Genomic DNA, 22,541 nt, shown 5'->3' with positions numbered 1-22,541 from the left:
CAGGGTTATCCGTACTAACATAATAATTAGCAGGAGGGAAACATGGATATTTCAATACTTCAAATCATGTTCATTTTTATTTTCTCGTGCATAGCAGGGATGGGAAGTGTACTTGATGAATTTCAAACACATCGTCCATTAATTGCATGTACCGTAGTAGGCTTAATATTAGGTGATGTAAAAACAGGTATCATTTTAGGCGGTACACTTGAACTCATAGCATTGGGTTGGATGAATATAGGGGCAGCCCAATCTCCAGATTCAGCATTGGCTAGTGTAATTTCAACTATATTAGTTGTTATCGGAAGGCAAGATATCCAAACAGGAATAGCTATAGCTCTTCCTGTTGCAGCAGCAGGACAAATATTAACTGTTTTTGCAAGAACTATTACAGTTATATTTCAGCATGAAGCCGATAAAGCAGCAGAAAAGGTTCAATTTCGGAAAATCGAGTTACTTCATTTTAGTGCGCTTTTTGTGCAAGCATTAAGAGTATCTATCCCAGCTACGCTTGTTGCAATTTACGTTGACGCAAACACCGTACAATCTTTATTAAATATGTTACCAGATATTGTCACTGGTGGTCTTTCAGTAGCTGGTGGATTTATCGTTGTAGTTGGTTATGCAATGGTATTAAACATGATGATTGTTAAATATTTAGCACCATTTTTCTATTTGGGTTTTGTCTTAGGTGGATATTTAAATTTTAGTTTACTTTCATTTGGTATTTTAGGAGTTATTTTTGCCATTATTTATGTTCAATTAAATCCAAAGTTTAATGTAATAAAAAACAATGACAAATTTATAAATTCGACAGCAAATACCAATCAAATAATCACTGATGATGAGTTAGATGATTAATTATAGGAATTTTATTATGAAAGAGATGTTAAAAACCGTTCAGAAAAAAGATGTGATTAGCACATTTATTCGTTCTAATTTTCAACAAGCTTCTTTTAATTATGAACGTATCCATGCACTTGCTTTTTGTGTAGATATGATTCCAACAATTAGACGAGTATATCATACAAAAGATGAACAACGCCAAGCATTAAAAAGACATTTATCCTTTTTCAACACAACCCCTGCAATGTGTGGCCCTGTGCTTGGTGTCACCATAGCGATGGAAGAAGCAAAAGCAAATGGCGCACCAATTAATGATGGAACAATTAATAGCCTCAAAATTGGATTAATGGGTCCTTTAGCTGGAGTAGGCGATCCTCTTGTATGGGGAACATTGCGCCCTATCACTGCGGCACTTGGTGCATCTTTAGCTCTCACAGGTAATATTGCAGGTCCATTATTATTTTTTATTTTGTTTAATTTAGTCAGACTTGCCATGAAATGGTATGGTTTAACCTATGGATTATCAAAAGGAATAGGTATTGTTAAAGATCTTTCGGGTAGTATCTTGCCTAAACTGACAGAAGGTGCTTCCATTCTTGGTTTATTTATTATGGGAGTATTGGTGACAAAATGGACCTCAATAAATGTACCTTTAGTGGTATCTAAAACTACCGATACAAATGGTAATGAAATCATTATGACAGTACAAGGTATACTCAACGATCTCGTACCTGGTTTACTCCCGCTAGCTTTAACATTGTTAATGATGAAATTACTCAGAAAAAAGGTCAGCCCAATTATCTTAATTTTTGCTTTATTTGCTGTAGGTATTATTGGTTATGGGTTAGGTATTCTCGCTTAAAACGCAAACAAAAAACATTAAAACAATTTGTTATAAATATTTCTTCTTACAACTATCAGTATAACTGGGTAAGCAATATTGAGTATAAATTTGTATCAAATTTAATTTATTAAAGAGGAATATATGAAAACTCAAGCCGTTAGATTATATGGGAAAAATGATCTTCAATTAGAATCTTTTGAACTTCCACCAATCACTGACGATGAAGTGTTGGTATCTGTTATTGTTGACAGTATGTGCATGTCTTCACTAAAGCTAGTAAATCAAGGAGAAAACCATAAAAAAACACCACCAGATTTAAAAAACAATCCAATCATTATTGGGCATGAGTGTTGCGGTGATATTTTGCAAGTAGGTAAAAATTGGCAATATAAATTTAAAGAAGGTCAAAAATATGTCATACAAGCTAATTTACAGCTAGCTAATAGCCCTTATTGTGTTGGTTACTCTTATTCGAATACAGGTGGATGTGCAACCTACATGATAGTTAATCACGACGTATTAAAGCAAGATTGTTTAATTCCTTATGATGGAAAAACTTATTTTGAAGGAGCTTTAATCGAACCTTTATCCTGTATCATTGGTGCTTTTAATGCTAACTATCATTTAAAACCAAATAGTTATGATCATATTATGGGGATAAAACCTAATGGAGAATTGCTCATATTAGGGGGAACAGGTCCTATGGGGATGCTTGCAATAGACTATGCTTTAAATGGGCCAATCAAACCGAATAAAGTGGTTGTCACAGGGCGAAATAAAGAAAAAATAGCACATCTGAAAACATTATACCAATCACGCAATGGAGTTGAACTTGAATTTGTTGATATATCTGATAATAAAGATCAATTGTCTCTATTGAAAAGCAAAGCTTCAAAAAATAGTTTTGATGATATCTTTATTTTTTTACCATCAAAAGAGTTAATTCATTTAGCATCACAATTATTGGCATTTGACGGTTGTCTAAATTTCTTTGCAGGCCCCCAAGATAAAAATTTTGAAGCAGAAATTAATTTTTATAATGTACATTATAATTTTACACATATTGTAGGAACATCAGGAGGAAATACTGATGACATGCGCTTAGCTGTTAAACTAATTGAGTCAGGCAAGGTTGATGTTGCTAAGATTGTTTCACATATAATGGGAATTGATCAAGCCTGCGAAATAACTCAATTACAAGATAAAATTAAAGGTGGAAAAAAACTAGTCTACACTCACAAACGGTTTGGACTTAAAAGTTTAGAATCTCTAACAGATAGTGCTGATGATGTAGCATTAAAGAAAATATTAAATAAAAGTCATGGTATTTGGTCAAAAGAAGCCGAAGATTTAGTATTAAATGATTTTCCTGATATTGAGTCTTAATTTTGATATACTTTAACGACATCAAGATGCCATAATAAGAGTTATTATCAATGGCATCTTGATATTCTTAAAAACAAATAGTAATTTTTAATAACAATGACTGATAAAATAAAATAGCCATGATCAATAATAACGTTGGTAACTACGATTTTGAGCAACACAAATTATTAATAAAAATAGCTCAACTCTATTATGAAGAAAATAAAACTCAATCTGAAATAGCTAAAATCGTCAATATACACAGATCAAGCATTAGTCGAATGCTAAAAGTTATACGTGAACTAGGCATTGTTTCTATCTCAATTAATTATGATTTACTGCCCAATATTGCATTAGAAGAAAAAATTCTTAATAAATTTAATTTAAAACAAGTTATTGTTGTACCTGTTAATCAAAATATCGATAATGACAGCAAGAATCAAATTGTCTGCAATGTCGCTGCAAATGTATTAATTAAGAATATTCATGATGACGATATCATTGGTATTTCATGGGGGCGCACAATTAATTATATTGTTAGTAGTTTAAAAAATGATAATACTCAGTTTAATAATACAATTATCGTACCGATGATTGGTGGGCCATCAGGAAAAATTGAAACAAAATATCATGTTAATAATATTGCATATAAACTTTCCAATAAATTAAACAGTCAAGCTATACTTATTGATTACCCTGCTATTGTTGATACTGAACAATTGAAATTAGAAATTGAAAAAACTCAACATATGAAAGAATTAAAGGATTGGTGGAGTAAGATTACCGTAGCGCTTTTTAGCATCGGTTGCCCTGCTATCTCCAAAAGTTCTATATGGTACGGTTTTTATGGAGAATTATTTCAAGCAATTGCTAATAAAAAAATTGTAGGTGATATTCTATCTCGCTTTTTCGATAATAAAGGAACAGAATTAAAAACACCATTTTGTAATCAAATTATTGGAGTAACTTTAGATAATCTAAAAAAAATTCCACTAAAAATATGTGCAAGTGGTGACTCCGAAAAAATCAATAGTTTAAAAGCAGCATTAAATGCAAATTATATTGATATATTAGTAATTAGTGATGAAATGGCCACTCAATTAATTAACTAATTTTTTCAACTAAAAGATTAGCAAATAATATTCGTTACTAGAAAACAATATTACCATCTATAAGACTTAATCTTATAAAAATCTAAAGAATATCAAGCATTAAAATTTTAGAATTCCTTTGATAATTATAAAGTTTTTTCTTTTTAATCGGTAAATCATCAACTTCTGCAGGGTTAAAACCTTTTTCTCTAAACCAATGAATACTACGTGTAGTTAAAACAAATATTTTTTCGAGCCCTAACTGGATTGCTTTTTCTGTTAACTTTTCAATTAAGTCATCTCCTCGAGATGAATTGCGATAATCAGGATGAATAGCTACACAGGCCATTTCTCCCATTTTTTCTTCAGGATATGGATAAAGTGCTGCACAACCAATTGTCATATTATCACGTTCAATAATGGTAAATTTATCTATCTCCATTTCTAACTGCTCACGTGAACGTTTAACCAAAATACCTTGTTCTTCAAGTGGACGTATGAGTTCTAGAATTCCTCCAATATCGTTAATAGTTGCTAAACGCACTTGTTCAGAATGTTCCATCGCTACTTGTGTTCCAATCCCATCACGCGAAAATAATTCTTGTAAAATTGAGCCATCAACCAAATAACTTACCAAATGGCTTCGTCTGACCCCACTACGGCATGCTTTAGATGCTGCACGTAAAAAACGTGCTTCACTAGATAAAGGTTTACCTTGCTGCTCTTTTTTGTTGACATAATTATCCGCATCAACAGGATAAAGGTCGGTAATAACACGCCCCTTTTCATCTAGTACTCCTTGTTCTGCGCAAAAACTGATTAATTTATCCGCTTTTAAGCGAATAGCAACTTCGGTTGCAACATCCTCAGACGCTAAATTGAAACTTTCACCAGTAACCGAAACGCCAACAGGGCCTAGTAACACAATTGATCCACGATCTAGTTGTTCAGCTATAGCCTCGTTGTTTATACGACGGATTTTACCTGTATGACAATAATCAATCCCATCATCTACCCCTAAAGGTTGTGCAATCACAAAATTACCACTTACAACACTGATATGAGCTCCTTGTAATGGAGTATTATTTAAACTCATTGATAAACTTGCGGTAATATTGAGTTGTAATGAACCAGTAACTTGTTTAATGATGTCTAGTGTTGTTGCATCGGTAATACGCGTATTTTTATAATATTTAGGTGTGATATTATGATTTTTTAAAGATTCATCAATCTGATTGCGAGCACCATTAACAATAACAAGTTTAATACCAAGACTATAAAGTAAACCAATATCACTAATAATACTTGAATAATTATTACTTTTTAACACTGCGCCTGTGAGCAAAATTACAAATGTTTTACCATGATGTGCATTAATATAAGGTACAGAATGTCTTAAGCCATCAACTAACTCAGTTGTACGTTCTTTCATTTTTACAACCACCTCAAACTGAATACTTATTCACTTTTTTTGTATTTTTATTTATTTTTGGTTTTATGGCAAGCAATATTTCAAGAATCTAATAAAAATCTTAAAATTTGCTATTAATAAAAGTTAATGGCTTAAGCTTAATGATTTTTGATTAAGTAATAATGGATTAACAAAATATTGAATTGTTAAATACGAAAATAAATTAAAATTTTTATGAGATGTTAATATCGAAAAAAAGCATGCCATATTGGCATGCCCTCTAACATTATTATTCTTAAAATATATAAAATTATATTTTTGTTATATCAACTACCTTTTTAAAACGATAAAAGATAATTGAGCCAAGTATTACACTTGACATCGCAATAAAAAAGTCAATTAATATGGCATAACTTACATTGAACATAGCTAATTTTGGTACTATAAGCGGAATGATAACAAACGATAGACCGCTAAAAGTATACATACAACCTACAGCAAGACCTTTTCGTGTTGGGAACATTTGTTGCATAACAACCAAAGTTAATTGAAGTACCCCCCCTGCCGCAGTTAATCCCATTCCTATTGCGACGATAACACACATTGCAGGTGAAACATTAAAATAAAAAATGATTAATACCAACGCAGATAAGGCAGGCAAAATAATGATGCAAAAGATAGGTTTTAATAGATGTTTGACTACAAAAGCCGTAACAAATACAGAAATAATTGAGGCAGTACTATAATAACTAATCAGTTGATTAGCATCAGGTTCGCTCATATTAACAGCTCTGATAGCGATAGTTGGCAACCACTGCAAGACAATAACGAATGTTGCTGTTGTTGTAAATCCCATAATAATTAATAAAATACCTTCAAATCCAAAATTAGGTTTTCCAATAAAATAACTTTGTGAGCATTCATTACTTTTAATGGAGGTATCTATATGTGGAAACTGCTTAGGAAGTAAAAATAGTGTATTAACTATTAGATAAGCAACAAAACCAAAAAAAATCCAACCATACCATATTTGGTATTGATGGCAAAAAACAACAATAAATGGAAGAACAAGAGATCCCATTGAAATGAAAGCCTTGATCAATACGCTAGCTGTACCACATGAGTTTGGAAAACATTCTGTTAATGCTGGCATTGAACCAGTATCTAAAAAAGAATTTCCAGCCCCAATAGCAATAGCTAAACAAAAAGCAATATTTATATTAGTACAAAAAGGCATTCCTAGAAAAAAAATAGCATAGCAAGCCATACCTAGACAAATAAATAGTTTGCGACCAAATTTATCTGACAATACACCACCAACAAACATTAATAATATTTTTCCAATTCCTATACCCGAAGCAATTTTACCAATGCCGATTAGATCAATATTAAGTTGTTTCGATATATCATATGAAAATTGCATGATCACAATTAATGCAATACTTTGTATTATATAATTTGCATATATAGATCCTGCAATTCCATAAGAATTGACCTTTCGATTATCCACTTGTCATACTCCATATGTAAAACATAAAATTATAATTCTATTCAATATACAAGTATCAATATTAATCAGAAAGATAGTAAGTATAAATTTGTTACTTAGCTTTTATTTGGTTCTAAAAAACAATAAAGTTTTATTCAAAATTAAACTTATATAGAATCTTGGTTAAATTTTAAAAATTTATTTTTTTCTATTATTAATAAAAATACCTCTTTTTAAGCGGCCTTTTTATTAAAAGAAGTTAAATTAGTTTCGAAGCATTTCAAAAATTTTTGCAAGAATCAAACTTTCATCTTGATCAACATTGATCACATGATGTGCAGCATCATGATATAAAGGTAATCTTTCAGCCAATACCTTTTCCATTTCATCATAAATAGATAGGCCAGTTAGTGATGGTCGTTGAGCAATGTTAGGATCTTTCATTAAACGCGCAGCTAGTGTTGCCGCAGGTGCAGATAAAAAGATAACTGTGCCATTTTGTTTCATAAAATTCCGATTATGCTCGGCTAATACCATGCCGCCACCAGTTGCAATGACACAATTAGGTTTAGTTGTATCAATCAACACCTGACTTTCTCTTGCTCTAAATCCTTCCCAACCTTCTTTTTCAACAATTTCGGCTACCGTTTTTTGGGTAGTTTCGAGTAAATAGCTATCGGTATCAATGAAAGAAAACGATAGCTTATTTGCTAACATCTTTCCCATCGTTGTTTTACCTGCAGCCCGTGCACCAACTAAAAAAATTGTTTTATTCATATTGGGTTTTATCTTTTCAGATTTATAGAATATATTAACCATGCTAGTGATTCGCTCTTATTTTTGCAACAATTTTTTTACATATTATATAAAAAATATATAACTATATATTTTTTATATAATTAAAAATAACCTATATAGAATATATCCGTAATGAAATGTTTACAATATTATAAGGAAGCTTTTAAAACCTAAAAGTCATCTTAATAAAGTTAATTAACATAACTTTTCTAAACCACGGAAATAGAGCTCTGTTGCAATCGATTGATGTAACCGCCATTGAATCACATCAAGCTCTAAATTTACCTTTTTGAACTCTTCGTATGTCATAAAATAACGGATTGTATTACTACCAATACGATCATTAATACTATTTATAATAATATTTATTTTTTCGTTTCTGATTTTTTTTAGTTCTTGCATTGCTTTTCCGACAAACTCTGGGATCGGCTTTGTACCATTTTCCCAATCATGCCATGTATTAATATCTGTTTTGCCAATATATTCACTAGCTTCTGATACTTTTAGCATAAGAAAACGACGATACGCTTGCAATTCTAAGTTAGTCATAAATGCTCCTTATTATAATGCGCTTGAACTATCCAATTAATATATTAACTTTGCCTATGCCAACATAATATATGTTGGCAATAGCAGCTAATTGTATAAACAGTAGAAAATACGATTAATTCCAATTTAACTAGATATGTTTGCCTGTTTGGTAATTAATGTTTAGCTAAAGCATCAATTACAGCTTGTTTTGCTCGTTCAGAAAGATCTTTTCCTGTCCAAATTTTAAATTGAGCATTTGCTTGACCAATAAACATTTCACGTCCTGAAATAGATTCCCAGCCAGCTCTTTCTGCTTCTTGTCTAAAACAAGTATTATATGGAGTATAAACAATATCGTAAGCCACTCCTTTACCTTTAAACCAAGCTTGTTTATAAGGTGTTTGATTCTCAAATTTACCCGTCATACCTAATGGTGTTGAATTAATAACAATTTGAGCTTCAACTTTGCTACGGTCTTCCCATGAAATAGTTTTAAGGTTGAATTCACTAGCTAATGCCTGAGGTAAATCATCAGCAATATCCGTTACTGTAATATCGGTATAACCAAGTTCCTGTAATCCCACTACAGCTGCACGTGCAGCACCTCCTGCTCCAAGTAATAACACTTTTTTGAATTCTGCTGGCAGTTTTTTATTTTGAAGTGGCTCCATGAATCCAATAATATCTGTATTATCCCCACAAAGTTTATCCCCATCCCAATACACCAAATTCGCAGCACCTGCTTTTTTTACATGATCTGTCACTTCATCTAAATAAGGAATGATAGTCTGTTTATGTGGAATAGTGACACATAATCCACGGATATTTAGTAATCTGACTGATTTAAAAAGTGTCGGTATCTCTTCTGGTGGAGTAGGAAAAGGAACTAAAACTGCTGGGATCCCATAATCTTGAAATGACGTAGTATGAATAAGTGGACTCATACTGTGCCCTAAAGGATAACCGATAATGCCATATATACTATATGGCGTGAACTGGTTCATATAATCTCCTTATAAATTGGAAAATTAACACGATATAAATAAAAATCTTAATCAAGCTTATTAAAACATATTTATTATTAAATTAAATCATTTTTTCTAAAATGATGTTAAAGACAGTACATTGTTTTATAATGAATTGTTCGTTATAAGAAAAAAGTAAGTGCTATTACAAAAAATTTTTATAGAAATTTTATCTATCATATTGATTCAAAATGGTTTTAATAATTTTTAGAAATGTTGTTTTAACTAAGAAAATAAATATTATATGAGTTATGCCATTGTAAACTAATTTTATGCATAGGTAAGATAATACTTGAGAATTTGCGCATAACAGCGTATACTTCGCTACCTCATTATTATGGGTGTAGTGTGAGAGGTTAAGCTGCTTCTCAGATAGAACTGCAGTAAACTAAAAGCCTGACGAGGTCAATTCCATTAACATATTACGCCCAGGGCTTAAGCATAGAAATTTCGGAGAATTATTGACATGTCACGAGTATGCCAAGTAACAGGAAAAGGTCCTTTAGTAGGAAATAATCGTTCTCATGCGATGAATGCTACTAAACGTCGTTTTCTACCAAACCTTCAAACTCACCGTTTCTGGATTGAGAGCGAAAAACGTTTTGTAAAATTGCGTGTATCTGCTAAAGGTATGCGTACTATCGATAAAAAGGGTATTGATGCAGTTTTAGCTGAACTTCGTGCCCGTGGTGAAAAGTACTAATAAGGAAACCATATCATGGCTAAAGGTGTACGCGAAAAAATCAGATTAGTTTCTTCTGCTGGTACAGGTCATTTTTATACCACTAGCAAAAATAAAAGAACTATGCCTGAAAAAATGGAGATCAAAAAATACGATCCTGTAGTTCGTCAGCATGTTATTTATAAAGAAGCTAAAATTAAATAGTTACCTAATAAATACTGAAAAACCCAGCAAATGCTGGGTTTTTTTATATCTATTTGTAGACAAAATTATCGCTATTTTCAATAAAACAACATTAATCTATGGAAAATAACGAGTTGTTTATACTTCATAGTTAAATAATCTCTAAAAAATTAAGGTGTCTTCTAGAATTTACTTAAGCTTTGGTTTTCTATTTTTTGAATCGATAAATACTATATCAGGGTATGTAATTAATGAAATACCTAATTATGAAAAAAGAGAGCATTGCGAAGTTGATTTCTTTCTGATTAGTGGTCACCGATGGTGAAAGAGTTGAATTTGACATGACAAAATATTTCTTATTCTTATCAATAATTAAATGGATATACTTTGCATAAAACTACCTGATAAACAGGTAGTTTTTTGGGGATAAATTAATCTACATAATTATTTAATCATTTTAAATATTGTTGTTCATAAGCTCTTGCTTTTTTGTCGTCAAAAGTATGTTCCCAACGCGCAATAACAATTGCTGCTAGTGCATTACCAACCACATTAACTACTGTTCTGCCCATATCTAAAATACGTTCTACCCCCATAATATAACCAATCCCTTCAAGAGGAATACCGACACTACCTAGGGTTGCCGATAAAACAAGAATTGACGCACCAGGTACACCTGCAATCCCTTTAGATGCAATCATTAAAGTGATGACAATAATAACCTGATCCAAAATAGTTAAATCTATGTGGAATAACTGTGCTAAAAAGATAACAGTAATACTTTGATAGAGTGTTGAACCATCAAGATTAAATGAATAGCCTGTAGGTATAACAAAGCTAGTTATCGATTTTGGTGCTCCATAAGCTTCCATCTTTTCAATTATTTTAGGCAATGCAGTTTCAGAACTTGCGGTTGAAAATGCAATCACTAATTCTTCTTTCAAGATTTTTAATAATGTAAAAATATTAAATTTACAAATTTTACAAACCAGCCCTAATACCACTAACGTAAAAATAATCATTGCCGAATAGACGGTTAAAATTAATTTAAGTAGTGGAAGTAAAGATTCAAATCCATATTTAGCAACCGTTACCGTGATAAGTGCAAATACACCAATAGGTGCATAACGCATTATCATATTAGTTACTTTAAACATAGTATCTGAAATTACTTTTAAAAATAAAAGAAAAGGTTCACGTTGTTTATCTGGCAAAGACATTAAGCCTAGACCAAAAAAGACACAAAAGAAAATCACAGGTAAAACAGCACCGTCCGTCATAGCTTTAAAGATATTAGCAGGAATCATATCTAATATCATAACAATTAAACCATGAGGTTTACCGCTTAATTCTTCAGCTGCTTGGGTATACTTACTAATGTCTGTCGTTGCAAGTGTTGAGGAGTCAATTCCCGAGCCAGGTGAAAAAATATTTCCCCAAGAAAGACCTAATAAAATAGCAATAGTTGTAATAATTTCAAAATAGAGAATTGTTTTAAAACCTAAGGTCCCTAACCGTTTTGAGCCACCAAGACCTGCAATACCTAGAGTTAAAGTACTCAGTATAATTGGCAACACAATCATTTTAATTAACCGAATGAAGATATCGCCTGCAGGCTGAAATATATTTACTATTGAAAATTGATAATATGAATGCAAAGGGTGGTTTGTAGCAGAGAGCTCAAATAAATAAGCACCTACGGCAATTCCTAGAATCAAAGCAATCAAAATTTGCCATGCAAGATTTGTTAATATTTTTTTTATTAAAAATGACATCTAATACTATTCCTTTTTACGATTCTTTAAAATAAAAAAGGATTAGCAAAACTAATCCTTTTAGATTATTAAATAATTAATCCTCGGACACTTGAAGTGAATCGTGCCGTTCATTATTTTCCGATACCTCCGATCCACTTGCGTCATCTTCTGTTTCGGCTATTCGTTGTAATCCCACAACTTTTTCGTTGTCAGCTGTTCGAATAAGCATGACACCTTGAGTGTTACGACCAACAATACTTACCTCTGAAACACGAGTACGAACAAGTGTTCCTGCATCTGTGATTAGCATGATTTGATCGGTTTCATCAACTTGAACTGCGCCAACAACAGTACCATTTCGCTCACTAACTTTGATAGAAATAACACCTTTAGTTGCCCTTGATTTGGTTGGATATAGTTCTTGCTGTGTGCGTTTACCATATCCATTTTGAGTTGCAGTTAAAATTGCGCCACTACCTCTAGGTACAATTAATGAAACCACTTTATCATCGCTATCAAGTTTTATGCCACGTACACCTGCGGCCGTTCTGCCCATACAACGAACTTTATTGGCTGGAAAACGAACAACTTTACCATTAGCAGAAAATAACATAATATCTTCAGTCGTTGAGATTTCACCAATCAGGTTATCATCTTCTGAGTCAATATCTTCAACAATGGCATCATCATTAAGTTCTTCATCATCTACAATAGCTGATGGATCATTGCTAGTTAAATCGACGCCAATTAATTCATCATCATCACGTAAATTAATCGCAATAATACCGCCACTTCGTGGACGACTAAATTCAATTAAAGATGTTTTCTTAACTGTACCTTGTGCTGTAGCCATAAATACACAATGTTCATCATCAAATTCTCGAACAGGTAAGATTGCAGTGATTCGTTCGTTTTCTTCAAGAGGTAACAAATTAATAATTGGACGACCTCGAGAACCACGGCTGGCTTCAGGCAGTTGGTAAACTTTCATCCAATATAATCGACCACGGCTTGAGAAGCAAAGAATCGTATCATGGGTATTGGCAATTAATAGTTTTTCGACAAAGTCTTCTTCTTTAATTTTAGTGGCAGATTTACCTTTACCACCTCGACGTTGAGCTTCATAATCTGAAAGTGGTTGATATTTTACATAACCTTGATGGGAAAGAGTAACGACCACATCTTCTTGAGCAATAAGATCTTCAATATTAATATCTGCACTGCTCGCTGTAATTTCTGTTCTTCTAGCATCTTGGAATTGGTCTCGAACGCTTTCTAATTCTTCACGAATCACTTCCATTAAACGTTCTGAGCTAGCTAAAATATGTAATAACTCACCAATTTGAACCAATAATTCTTTGTATTCATCAAGAATTTTTTCATGTTCAAGGCCGGTTAAGCGGTGTAAGCGGAGATCTAAAATCGCTTGAGCCTGTGCTTCTGATAAATAATAATATCCATCATGAATACCAAACTCTGGTGCTAAATCTTCTGGTCTAGCTGCATCATTACCTGCTTTTTCTAGCATGGCAGCAACATTTCCAAGTTGCCAAGCTTGGCTCAATAATTTAGTTTTTGCTTCACTAGGTGTTGCAGCAGCACGAATAAGCTCAATGATAGGATCAATATTGGCAAGTGCGATTGCTAAACCTTCTAATACATGAGCACGTTCGCGTGCTTTGCGTAATTCATAAATGGTTCGACGAGTTACAACTTCTCGTCTATGAAGCACAAAAGCTTCAATCATTTCGCGTAAATTTAGGAGTTTTGGTTGACCTTTATGTAAAGCCACCATATTGATACCAAATGAAACTTGTAATTGAGTCAAAGAGAAAAGGTTATTTAATACAACTTCACCAACAGCATCACGTTTGATTTCAATAACTATGCGCATACCGTCTTTATCTGATTCATCACGTAATGCCGAAATACCTTCTATTTTTTTATCTTTAACTAATTCTGCAATTTTTTCGATCAGTTTTTTCTTATTAACCTGATACGGAATCTCATTAACAATAATGGTTTCACGTCCACTATGATCATCAACTTCTATGGTAGCTTTAGAGCGAATATAGATAATACCACGACCTGTGCGATACGCATTTTCAATACCTTTTCGACCATTAATTAATGCTGCTGTTGGAAAATCTGGCCCATGGATATACTCCATTAAACCATCGACTGAAATATTTTCGTCTTCAATAAAAGCCAAGCAACCATTGATAACTTCAGAGAGATTGTGAGGAGGAATGTTAGTCGCCATACCAACAGCAATCCCTGATGCGCCATTAATTAATAAGTTAGGAATTCGTGTTGGTAACACATCTGGGATCATTTCTGAACCATCGTAATTAGGTGAAAAATCAACTGTCTCTTTATCTAGATCAGTTAATAATGCTCCAGCAAACTTTTGCATACGAATTTCAGTATAACGCATCGCAGCAGCTGAATCGCCATCAACAGAACCAAAGTTACCTTGACCATCAACCAACATATAACGTAATGAGAATGGTTGAGCCATACGTACAATTGTGTCATAAACTGCTGAATCACCATGTGGATGGTATTTACCGATTACATCCCCAACAACACGAGCAGACTTCCTATAAGGTTTATTCCAATCATATCCAGCTTCATGCATAGCAAATAAAACGCGCCGGTGAACAGGTTTTAAACCGTCACGGACATCAGGTAAGGCACGCCCAACAATGACAGACATTGCATAGTCAAGATAAGAAGATTTTAATTCATCTTCTATATTAACGGGGGTTATTTCTTTGGCTAGTTCGGTCATAACACCATGTACTCTTATTAATTTAAGTCATCAAAATAGTTCACAATTATAGCATAAAATCACTATTAATGCAGAATTAAACCGTCTTTATTTCAGCTTATTTACTGTGAATAAATAGTCTATTCTCGATTAATTGGCACAAGCAATTTAGAATCATAGCGTGCATTTCGTATGCCATCACTTTTTTGTAAGACGGAATTCTAATTTCAATATCGTTCTGGCCTAATAAGCCAATAACTTCACCACCATCAAAAGCAGTTAATGCGACAATTTTCATATCTTTAATTACCGCTTCTTGAACTGCACGAATGATAGATCTGCTATTCCCTTGGCAAGTTGCTATTATTAAAACATCACTTTGTTGCCCTAATGCTTGAATTTGACGAGCATAAATCTCCTCATGATTAGCTATAGCACTTAATAAAACATTGTCTGATACTAAAGCCATTGCAGGAATACTTGGTCTTTCAATATTAATACTGGTGATTAAACGTGAAGTAAAGCTTTGTACATTAGCTGCTGATGAACCATTACCACAACTCATAATTTTGTTGCCATTAAGTAAACTATCGACAATAATATTTGCTGCCTTTTCAATAGAATAGCCAAGTGATTCTGCCATCACGATTTGAGTTTGAATACTTTCAGTGAAGTAATTTTTAATTAAATCTTGCACACTTTTCACCTAAAATTAAAATGCATTAATAATCCATTTTTTGCTGTTACCTGTAATAGCAAAAATATCAAATCTAAATTCTGTATCTTCAATATTTAAATTTTGCGCCATCATCCATTGTTGGGCAGCCTGCCTGATTTTATTTTGTTTATTTAGTGTAACTGTCATCTCCGCATCACCAAAGTTAGCATTTTTTCGATAACGTACTTCAATAAAAACAAGACATTTATTATCAAGCATAATTAAATCCAGCTCTCCAAAGCGAAATTGGCTATTATGTGCAAGAAGTATAAGCCCTTGCTTAAGTAAATATTTGCAAGCTATATTTTCATAATGCTCGCCAATTTGTTTTTTATTCGCTTTTTGAATCAGATTTATCTTCACCATAAATATATTGCTGCCAGGAGAGTGCACGTGTCACTTCGCATTGATCACTTGTTGATAATTTACCTGTCATACCATCTAAAAAATTAGGTTGATATGAATTAAGTTGATTAAAACGATTTGTTAGTCTCCACGCATCAATGCCCATTGCATACAGGCGAATTAATGAATAATCTTTCTGAATGTTGCTAGGTATATTTGTATTTACCTTATCCATTTGATTTATAACCATAGGGATATCTGCATATTCAGTTTTATTCATATCATAATTAAAGTCATTAGAAGCATTAGCTACATGACTTTTAGAACTTGAATAAAGTGTAACCGCAGATGAATTTCCAATAGTTTTATTTGCACCCATATCAAGCATTGGCTTTATCAACGTCAATTCATCATATGAAGAATAAACATAAATAGCATCAAATCCAGCAGATACCATTCCCCCTGATAGCGTTTCATCTATCAAAATAGGATTGCCAGCAAGACTAATCCCTATGTTACGATTCATATTGGCGCTTAGTGTTTGAGTGTTACCAAAATATTGTACGTAAGCTTGTGAACTATTTGCTGACAATTGTGACCACTGTACAGCAAAACTTTGTGCAACACGTTTACCCAAATCATTTTGAGGGACTAACAGTAATGGTTTTATTTTATTTTGAGAATAAATATGGTCTGCCGCATCTTTTGCTTCATCTTCAGGAGATAAAGCAAAATAACAAATTTTATTTGCAGACGCAGTAGTGTTATCAACCTTATTCAAGGCTAAGACAGGAATAGCTGGCTCTAGTGATTTTAATTCAATAACTTCTTTCTTTAATAAAGGACCTACAATTAACTCAACATTTTGTTCCTGTGCTTGTTGGATTAAAGTATTCATTGGCGCACTAGTTGTATCAAGTATAATCACATTTTGTTGTGGTTCTTGTGGAAAAAACTTAATTCCATCCATGTAACCTTGACGAATTGTTTCACCAAATATACGTGAAGAGCTATTTAATGGTAACAATAATGCAACTTTTTTTGCATTAGCATCAACAGCAAGTGTTTGTTCTCCAGTTAATATCGAGATAATCTCTTTTGCTGGATGATCTGGATATTGTATAGCCCAATTGTTGATAGCTTGTTTTAATAGCTGTTTTTGATTTTCGGATTTTGTGGCAATAATTTCTGGTGTATCATCATCTTGCGGAGTGGATGCTTTACTCGCATTTTGGTAAGCATAAGCTAAATCAACCCAACCTTGTAATATAGTTTCATTTTCATCAACTAAAATTTTGCGGATTTTACCAGATTTTAATTTACGGAAAAAATTCCATGTATTATTTAATAATTGCCTTTTTTCTGTTTCTGATACATATTTTTCTAATTGAAGATAATCGTGAGCTTGAGCATTAATATCTTTACCATTTATATCTAAACCCAATTTAATAATGTAATAACGATACAGTTGTGAATTAGACAAATTTTCAATAGTGAATTGATTCAGATCAAATGATTTCCTTTTTTTTACAGCGATTTGACCCTCTGATAATAACTTTTCTTTTTGTTGCTCATCATTAAGTTTGGGTGGTAAATTTGATAATAATGTAGTTGCTTGTGAAAATTTATTTTCTTTTATTAGTGCACGAATAGCTAATAATTGCCAATTAACTTTATCTATTCCAGAACTATTATCTGCTTGTGAAAGATAATAACTAGAATTTTTGTTATCATCAAAGTTAAGAGATTTCTCTGAATTTCCTAAAGTACAACATACCAAAAATGTAAATAATGGTATTATCAATATAGCATAAAAGTAACGTTTCAAGTTCATACCTACTCTCTTATAATTTTGTTATCCCCAAATTCGTTGTACATGAACCGTAATTTCTTCTCGATCATGATAAAGCTGTTTTGCTTGAATTTGTACGTTGATTTTTTTATTATTTAACTCTTTATTTAACAAATATAGATTTTGTTTTACTTCTTCATAACGTTTTTTCATTGGTAATTTGAGGTTAAAAATAGCCTCTCTACACCAACCATTAATTAACCATTTGGCTATTAATTCTGTTACTTTAGCTGGTTTCTCAACCATATCACAAACCAACCAATAAATATTATGCTTTTTAGGTATAAATTTAAAGCCATCTTCCCGATAATGTTTAACTTGTCCAGTTTCCATCAATTTTTCATCCATAGGTCCATTATCAATGGCATAAACCATCATACTTCTTTTAACCAGTTGATAAGTCCAACCTCCAGGACAAGCACCCAAATCAACAGCGTTTAAACCACCTTTTAATCGCTCCTCCCACTCATCATAAGGAATAAAAATATGGAAGGCTTCTTCTAATTTTAATGTAGAACGGCTTGGCGCATCAGAGGGAAATTTTAATCTTGGAATTCCCATATAAAAAGGCGAATTATTTTGACTTAGTGAATAACCAACATAACAACTGGTATTACTGATAAAAAATAAGTGGACAACGGGTCTTGATGGATTCTCAATTTTTAATAAAATACGTTTACTTCTTAATGCTTGACGAAAGGGCACGGTAAATTTACGACAAAAGCCAGAAAGCGCTTTACCTTCATTTGTATCAGCAACTTCAACACGTAGATCTCCAGCTTTGTCAATACATCCAGATAATGCATCAATGATTGGAGAAATACGGTTATCTGTAGGTAAATCAACTAATAGATCACCTGCTACAAACATTTGCCTTGCAAAAATTAGTGTTCGAAAATCTAAATTTTTTATTAATAATTGTGCATCATCATATTGATAGCATTCAAAAACAACATAACCACTGTTTTCTTTAACTTTAGCAAAGCCATATACTTCTTTCTGAGCAGCTTTATCTGTAATTTCGTTAGCACACTCTTTTTCAAATCCACAACGGCAATAGAGAATAATTTTGTTTAGTTTTTGCATATTGTAATTTTTTGCTCTTTCAACAGAAGCTATAAAAAATATTCATATTAATCAGATTGAACATTATCAGTATATAAAGGTGCATCACCTTTTGGACGAGTTTTAAATCTTCGATGTAACCACATATATTGCTCAGGTGCTTTTAGAATTTCTTGTTCAATCGCTTTGTTCATAAAAGTAGCAGCAAGTACATCATCATCAATTGGATAATCTTCAAGCTCTGATGTTACATAAACAGTGTAACGACCATCTTTCTCACGCTTAGGAGTAAATGGTATAATAGCTGGCTGAGCTAATTTCACTAATATACGCGTGCCTACAGTTGTTGCAGCTTTTTTTACTGAAAATAGAGGCGCAAATACACTATTTTTAGGACCATAATCATGATCTGGTGCATACCAAAGTAATTCACCATTTTTTAGTGCGCGGATCATTCCCTTAGTATTATGCCGATCCAGCATATATTTATTTGATTTGAGTCTTCCTTTAAGCTGAACATAATCCATCACAGGATTATCATTTGGACGGTACACTCCGACTCCAGGATGGTTCATTCCTAAGATACGTGCGCCTAACTCTAATGTTAAAAAATGAATACCAATGAGTAAAACACCTTGACCTGATTGTTGAACTTTTGTGATATGAAAATCGTCTACAATAGAAACTTTTTTAGCAAGCCGTTTATCAGACCAAAACCATGCCATACCAGTTTCAAAAATGGCTAAACCTGTTGAAATAAAATTCTCACGCAACATCTGATCACGTTCAGATTGTGTTTTTTCAGGAAAACAGAGTTTAAGATTTTGCCTAGCCGTTTCTTTACGTTTGCCGATTAATTTCATCGAAAGCAATCCTAACCCTTTTCCCAATTGATAAATGATTGGATATGGCAATAAAACGATTAAATATAAAATACCAATACCAAGCCACGTTAACCAATAACGAGGATGTAATAAACTTTTAGTAAAAATAGGGCGAATTTCTTGATTTTGACTCATATTAAGATCAAATTATTATTAATAATACAGTTGCTTATTATATCTTATTTTTCGGGAGCATAAAATAAACAAAGTCTAAGGACGTTATATCATTATTCTGTGACTAAATTTGTTATCAGTTTATATTTAAGTAGCTCACAGTTAAAACTATTAGCTATTCTTAAAATTATCTATTTTTATACTGAAACACATAGTTACCTGAAACTTTTTAACAAAAATTAAACAGCAACAGGCGCTTTGATTGCTGGATACGGTTCATAACCAACAATTTCAAAATCCTCAAATTCATAATCAAAAATTGTTGGAGGTTTACGTTTAATAACTAATTTTGGCAATATTCTTGGTTCACGACATAGTTGCAAATGAGCTTGTTCTATATGATTAGAATAAAGATGTGTATCACCACCAGTCCACACAAAATCACCTACTTGTAATTCGCATTGCTGTGCAATCATGTGTACCAACAAAGAATAGCTGGCTATATTAAATGGTAATCCTAAAAATACATCACAAGAACGTTGATAAAGTTGACAAGATAGTTTGCCATTTGCGACATAAAATTGGAAAAAAGCATGACATGGTGCTAATGCCATTTGATCTAATTCTCCAACATTCCAAGCAGAAACAATCATACGTCTAGAGTCAGGATCATTTTTAATTTGATCAATTAGTTGTGAAATCTGATCTACCTTGCGACCATCAGCCGCTTCCCATGCTCGCCATTGTTTACCATAAACAGGACCTAAGTCACCATTTTCATCAGCCCATTCATTCCAAATAGTTACCTTATTGTCCTGAAGATACTTAACATTTGTATCCCCCTTCAAAAACCAAAGCAATTCATGAATAATTGAACGTAAATGACACTTTTTAGTCGTAACAAGAGGAAAACCTTCTTGTAAATTAAACCGCATTTGATGCCCAAAAATAGATAGTGTTCCAATACCTGTTCGATCTGATTTAGGTGTACCTTCATCTAAAATTTTTTGCATTAACGTTAAATATTGTTTCATTGTGTTTTTGCCTTATTATTAAATCTATATGCAAATAAAAGAATAAAAATACCACCAATAATCATTGGTAAACATAATATTTGTCCCATACTGATAATATTTAAAAATAAGCCTAACTGCTCATCTGGTTGTCTAAAAAATTCTATAACAAATCTAAATAAACCATAGCAAAATAAAAATAAGCCAGATACAGAGCCTGTAGGTCTTGGTTTTCGAATAAAAATATTTAAAATAATAAACAGTACTATTCCCTCAAACACCATTTCATAAAGCTGTGAAGGATGCCTTGGTAAAATACCATTTAATTGGGAATAAAGTGAAAACCACTCTGGATGAGACTGAACAAACATAAAATCGGCATGTGATGATGTTGGAAATAACATACCAATCGATGAATCAGTTACTCTCCCCCAAAGTTCTCCATTAATAAAATTACCAAATCGCCCAAACATCAAACCAATCGGGACAAGAGGGGCAACAAAATCACCGACTTGCATAAAAGTTTTCTTTGTTCCCTTTGCAAAAAGGGCAATAACGCAAATCGCACCAATTAAACCACCATGAAAAGACATACCGCCTTCCCAGACTTTAAATAAAATTATAGGATCTTTGATAAAAGCTTCTAAATTATAGAAGAAGACATAGCCTAAACGGCCTCCAATAAAAAGACCTAAAAACCCCCAAAATAATAAATTTTCAACCTGCTGTGACGTCCATTGACTATTTGGCTTATTTGCACGGCGCTTAGCCAAATAAAGTGCACCCAGCACTCCAAATAAATACATTGCACCATACCAATGAAGTGATACCGGACCAATGGAAAAGGCTATTGGATCGAAATTAGGGAATTGTAAATATTGATTCATTTTTTATTACGCTTTTTGTTTTTCCGTTTATTAGCAAAGAAATTAAATCGTTTCTTTTTAGAAATATTAGTTACTGATGTCTCTATTTCAGACTGTATAGCAAACACAGATAAAGAAAATTCCTTCATTGCCTTTCTATAGACATCTCGTTTAAATGCAATCACCTGTCGAATGGGATACCAATAACTAACCCATTTCCAATCATCAAATTCAGGTGCTGAGGATGTATTGAGATTAATGACTGATACATCAGATATTAATTCTAATAAAAACCATTTTTGTTTTTGCCCAATACAAACTGGCTGATTTTCCCAACGGATCATCCTTTTGGGTAACTTATATCGTAACCAACCATTAGTAACGGATAAAATCTTCACATCTTTTGATGATAAACCAACTTCTTCGTTTAATTCGCGAAACATTGCCTGCTCAGGCGTTTCGCTTTGTTTTATTCCGCCCTGAGGAAATTGCCAAGAATTTTGCCCATACCGACGAGCCCAAAGTACTTGACCATACCTGTTACAAATAACTATTCCTACATTCGGACGGTAGCCATCATTATCGATCACTGACTACCTCAAAAAAATTTTCCTTGTATAGCTGAATTGTTTCATACATACAGCAAGAAATAAATAGAAAATAATTACAAAGTGACAAATATCTTCTTTTTCTGACTGTTTTTTATACTAATTAATATTTGTTACTGCATTAATTAATTTTCAATAATCAAAAAGATATTTAATAAATATTCCAAAAAGCAAAAAGCCCAGCATGACTGCTGGGCTCTCTATATTTAAAAGTCTGGCGGCACCCTACTCTCACATGGGTAATACCCACACTACCATCGGCACTACGGCGTTTCACTTCT

General features: G+C 32.7%; 21 protein-coding genes. 6 read left to right on the top strand and 15 right to left on the bottom strand.

From position 1 onward, the window contains the following. Positions 1–42: 42 nt before the first annotated feature. From ACGH80_RS09410 to ACGH80_RS09395, 4 genes are all read left to right on the top strand, one after another. The gene (locus ACGH80_RS09410) at positions 43–861 is read left to right on the top strand and encodes a PTS mannose/fructose/sorbose transporter subunit IIC (protein WP_174798808.1); all 819 of its coding nucleotides are present in this window, start codon (positions 43–45) and stop codon (positions 859–861) included. A 16-nt stretch (positions 862–877) separates the two neighbouring features. Next, positions 878–1,708, top strand: coding sequence for a mannose/fructose/sorbose PTS transporter subunit IID (locus tag ACGH80_RS09405; protein WP_411631042.1), 831 nt, complete (start codon positions 878–880; stop codon positions 1,706–1,708). A 123-nt stretch (positions 1,709–1,831) separates the two neighbouring features. After that, positions 1,832–3,076 carry a zinc-binding dehydrogenase gene (locus ACGH80_RS09400; RefSeq protein WP_174798810.1) on the top strand — a complete coding sequence of 415 codons (1,245 nt, stop codon included), beginning with the start codon at positions 1,832–1,834 and terminating at the stop codon, positions 3,074–3,076. 119 nt (positions 3,077–3,195) lie between these two features. Further along, positions 3,196–4,167 (top strand): sugar-binding transcriptional regulator, encoded by a 972-nt coding sequence (locus ACGH80_RS09395; RefSeq protein ID WP_065605625.1) that lies wholly within the window; start codon positions 3,196–3,198, stop codon positions 4,165–4,167. A gap of 82 nt (positions 4,168–4,249) precedes the next feature. Here ACGH80_RS09395 and argA read toward each other — a convergent pair whose 3' ends face one another. The 5 genes from argA to aroE all read right to left on the bottom strand — a co-directional run bounded on the left by argA (position 4,250) and on the right by aroE (position 9,379). Continuing rightward, positions 4,250–5,578, bottom strand: a complete 1,329-nt coding sequence (argA, locus tag ACGH80_RS09390; protein WP_296302319.1) for an amino-acid N-acetyltransferase — start codon at positions 5,576–5,578, stop codon at positions 4,250–4,252. 289 nt (positions 5,579–5,867) lie between these two features. Continuing rightward, positions 5,868–7,067 carry an MFS transporter gene (locus ACGH80_RS09385; RefSeq protein ID WP_065561259.1) on the bottom strand — a complete coding sequence of 400 codons (1,200 nt, stop codon included), beginning with the start codon at positions 7,065–7,067 and terminating at the stop codon, positions 5,868–5,870. A 243-nt stretch (positions 7,068–7,310) separates the two neighbouring features. Continuing rightward, positions 7,311–7,823, bottom strand: coding sequence for a shikimate kinase AroL (aroL, locus tag ACGH80_RS09380; protein WP_411578682.1), 513 nt, complete (start codon positions 7,821–7,823; stop codon positions 7,311–7,313). Between the two features lie 216 nt (positions 7,824–8,039). Then, positions 8,040–8,393 carry a DUF1870 family protein gene (locus tag ACGH80_RS09375; protein WP_411631039.1) on the bottom strand — a complete coding sequence of 118 codons (354 nt, stop codon included), beginning with the start codon at positions 8,391–8,393 and terminating at the stop codon, positions 8,040–8,042. Positions 8,394–8,548: 155 nt separating this feature from the next. After that, the gene (gene aroE, locus ACGH80_RS09370) at positions 8,549–9,379 is read right to left on the bottom strand and encodes a shikimate dehydrogenase (protein ID WP_065590274.1); all 831 of its coding nucleotides are present in this window, start codon (positions 9,377–9,379) and stop codon (positions 8,549–8,551) included. A 487-nt stretch (positions 9,380–9,866) separates the two neighbouring features. Between aroE and rpmB the strand changes: the two genes are divergently transcribed. Then, positions 9,867–10,103 (top strand): 50S ribosomal protein L28, encoded by a 237-nt coding sequence (gene rpmB / locus ACGH80_RS09365; protein ID WP_034884345.1) that lies wholly within the window; start codon positions 9,867–9,869, stop codon positions 10,101–10,103. 15 nt (positions 10,104–10,118) lie between these two features. Next, a complete protein-coding gene (gene rpmG / locus ACGH80_RS09360; RefSeq protein WP_025314526.1) occupies positions 10,119–10,286 on the top strand; it encodes a 50S ribosomal protein L33 in 168 nt (55 codons plus the stop codon). Positions 10,287–10,717: 431 nt separating this feature from the next. On the opposite strand, the gene gltP is transcribed toward rpmG, so the two are convergent. From gltP to rppH, 10 genes are all read right to left on the bottom strand, one after another. Then, positions 10,718–12,028 carry a glutamate/aspartate:proton symporter GltP gene (gene gltP, locus ACGH80_RS09355; RefSeq protein WP_085165204.1) on the bottom strand — a complete coding sequence of 437 codons (1,311 nt, stop codon included), beginning with the start codon at positions 12,026–12,028 and terminating at the stop codon, positions 10,718–10,720. 88 nt (positions 12,029–12,116) lie between these two features. Then, positions 12,117–14,816, bottom strand: coding sequence for a DNA topoisomerase (ATP-hydrolyzing) subunit A (gene gyrA, locus ACGH80_RS09350; RefSeq protein WP_411631038.1), 2,700 nt, complete (start codon positions 14,814–14,816; stop codon positions 12,117–12,119). Between the two features lie 97 nt (positions 14,817–14,913). Next, a complete protein-coding gene (locus ACGH80_RS09345; RefSeq protein WP_065590272.1) occupies positions 14,914–15,492 on the bottom strand; it encodes an SIS domain-containing protein in 579 nt (192 codons plus the stop codon). A gap of 15 nt (positions 15,493–15,507) precedes the next feature. After that, positions 15,508–15,879 carry a YraN family protein gene (locus ACGH80_RS09340; RefSeq protein WP_065590271.1) on the bottom strand — a complete coding sequence of 124 codons (372 nt, stop codon included), beginning with the start codon at positions 15,877–15,879 and terminating at the stop codon, positions 15,508–15,510. Next, entirely contained in the window at positions 15,845–17,692 is a 1,848-nt protein-coding gene (locus ACGH80_RS09335; RefSeq protein ID WP_085165197.1) for a penicillin-binding protein activator, read from the bottom strand. The genes ACGH80_RS09340 and ACGH80_RS09335 overlap by 35 nt, the downstream gene beginning before the upstream one ends. 21 nt (positions 17,693–17,713) lie before the next feature. Continuing rightward, positions 17,714–18,796 (bottom strand): 23S rRNA (cytidine(2498)-2'-O)-methyltransferase RlmM, encoded by a 1,083-nt coding sequence (rlmM, locus tag ACGH80_RS09330; protein ID WP_411631036.1) that lies wholly within the window; start codon positions 18,794–18,796, stop codon positions 17,714–17,716. A gap of 47 nt (positions 18,797–18,843) precedes the next feature. Beyond that, positions 18,844–19,794 carry an LpxL/LpxP family Kdo(2)-lipid IV(A) lauroyl/palmitoleoyl acyltransferase gene (lpxL, locus tag ACGH80_RS09325; protein ID WP_065590268.1) on the bottom strand — a complete coding sequence of 317 codons (951 nt, stop codon included), beginning with the start codon at positions 19,792–19,794 and terminating at the stop codon, positions 18,844–18,846. A 218-nt stretch (positions 19,795–20,012) separates the two neighbouring features. Further along, positions 20,013–20,807 (bottom strand): thymidylate synthase, encoded by a 795-nt coding sequence (gene thyA / locus ACGH80_RS09320; RefSeq protein ID WP_174798815.1) that lies wholly within the window; start codon positions 20,805–20,807, stop codon positions 20,013–20,015. After that, entirely contained in the window at positions 20,804–21,673 is an 870-nt protein-coding gene (lgt, locus tag ACGH80_RS09315) for a prolipoprotein diacylglyceryl transferase (RefSeq protein WP_065575365.1), read from the bottom strand. Before lgt ends, thyA begins: the two co-directional genes overlap by 4 nt. Continuing rightward, positions 21,670–22,242, bottom strand: coding sequence for an RNA pyrophosphohydrolase (rppH, locus tag ACGH80_RS09310; protein ID WP_065590265.1), 573 nt, complete (start codon positions 22,240–22,242; stop codon positions 21,670–21,672). The genes lgt and rppH overlap by 4 nt, the downstream gene beginning before the upstream one ends. Positions 22,243–22,541: the final 299 nt, after the last annotated feature.

It is taken from the genome of Gilliamella sp. BG1, assembly GCF_046635625.1.
GTDB lineage: Bacteria > Pseudomonadota > Gammaproteobacteria > Enterobacterales > Orbaceae > Gilliamella > Gilliamella bombi.
This window is presented reverse-complemented; position numbering and strand designations above follow the sequence as displayed.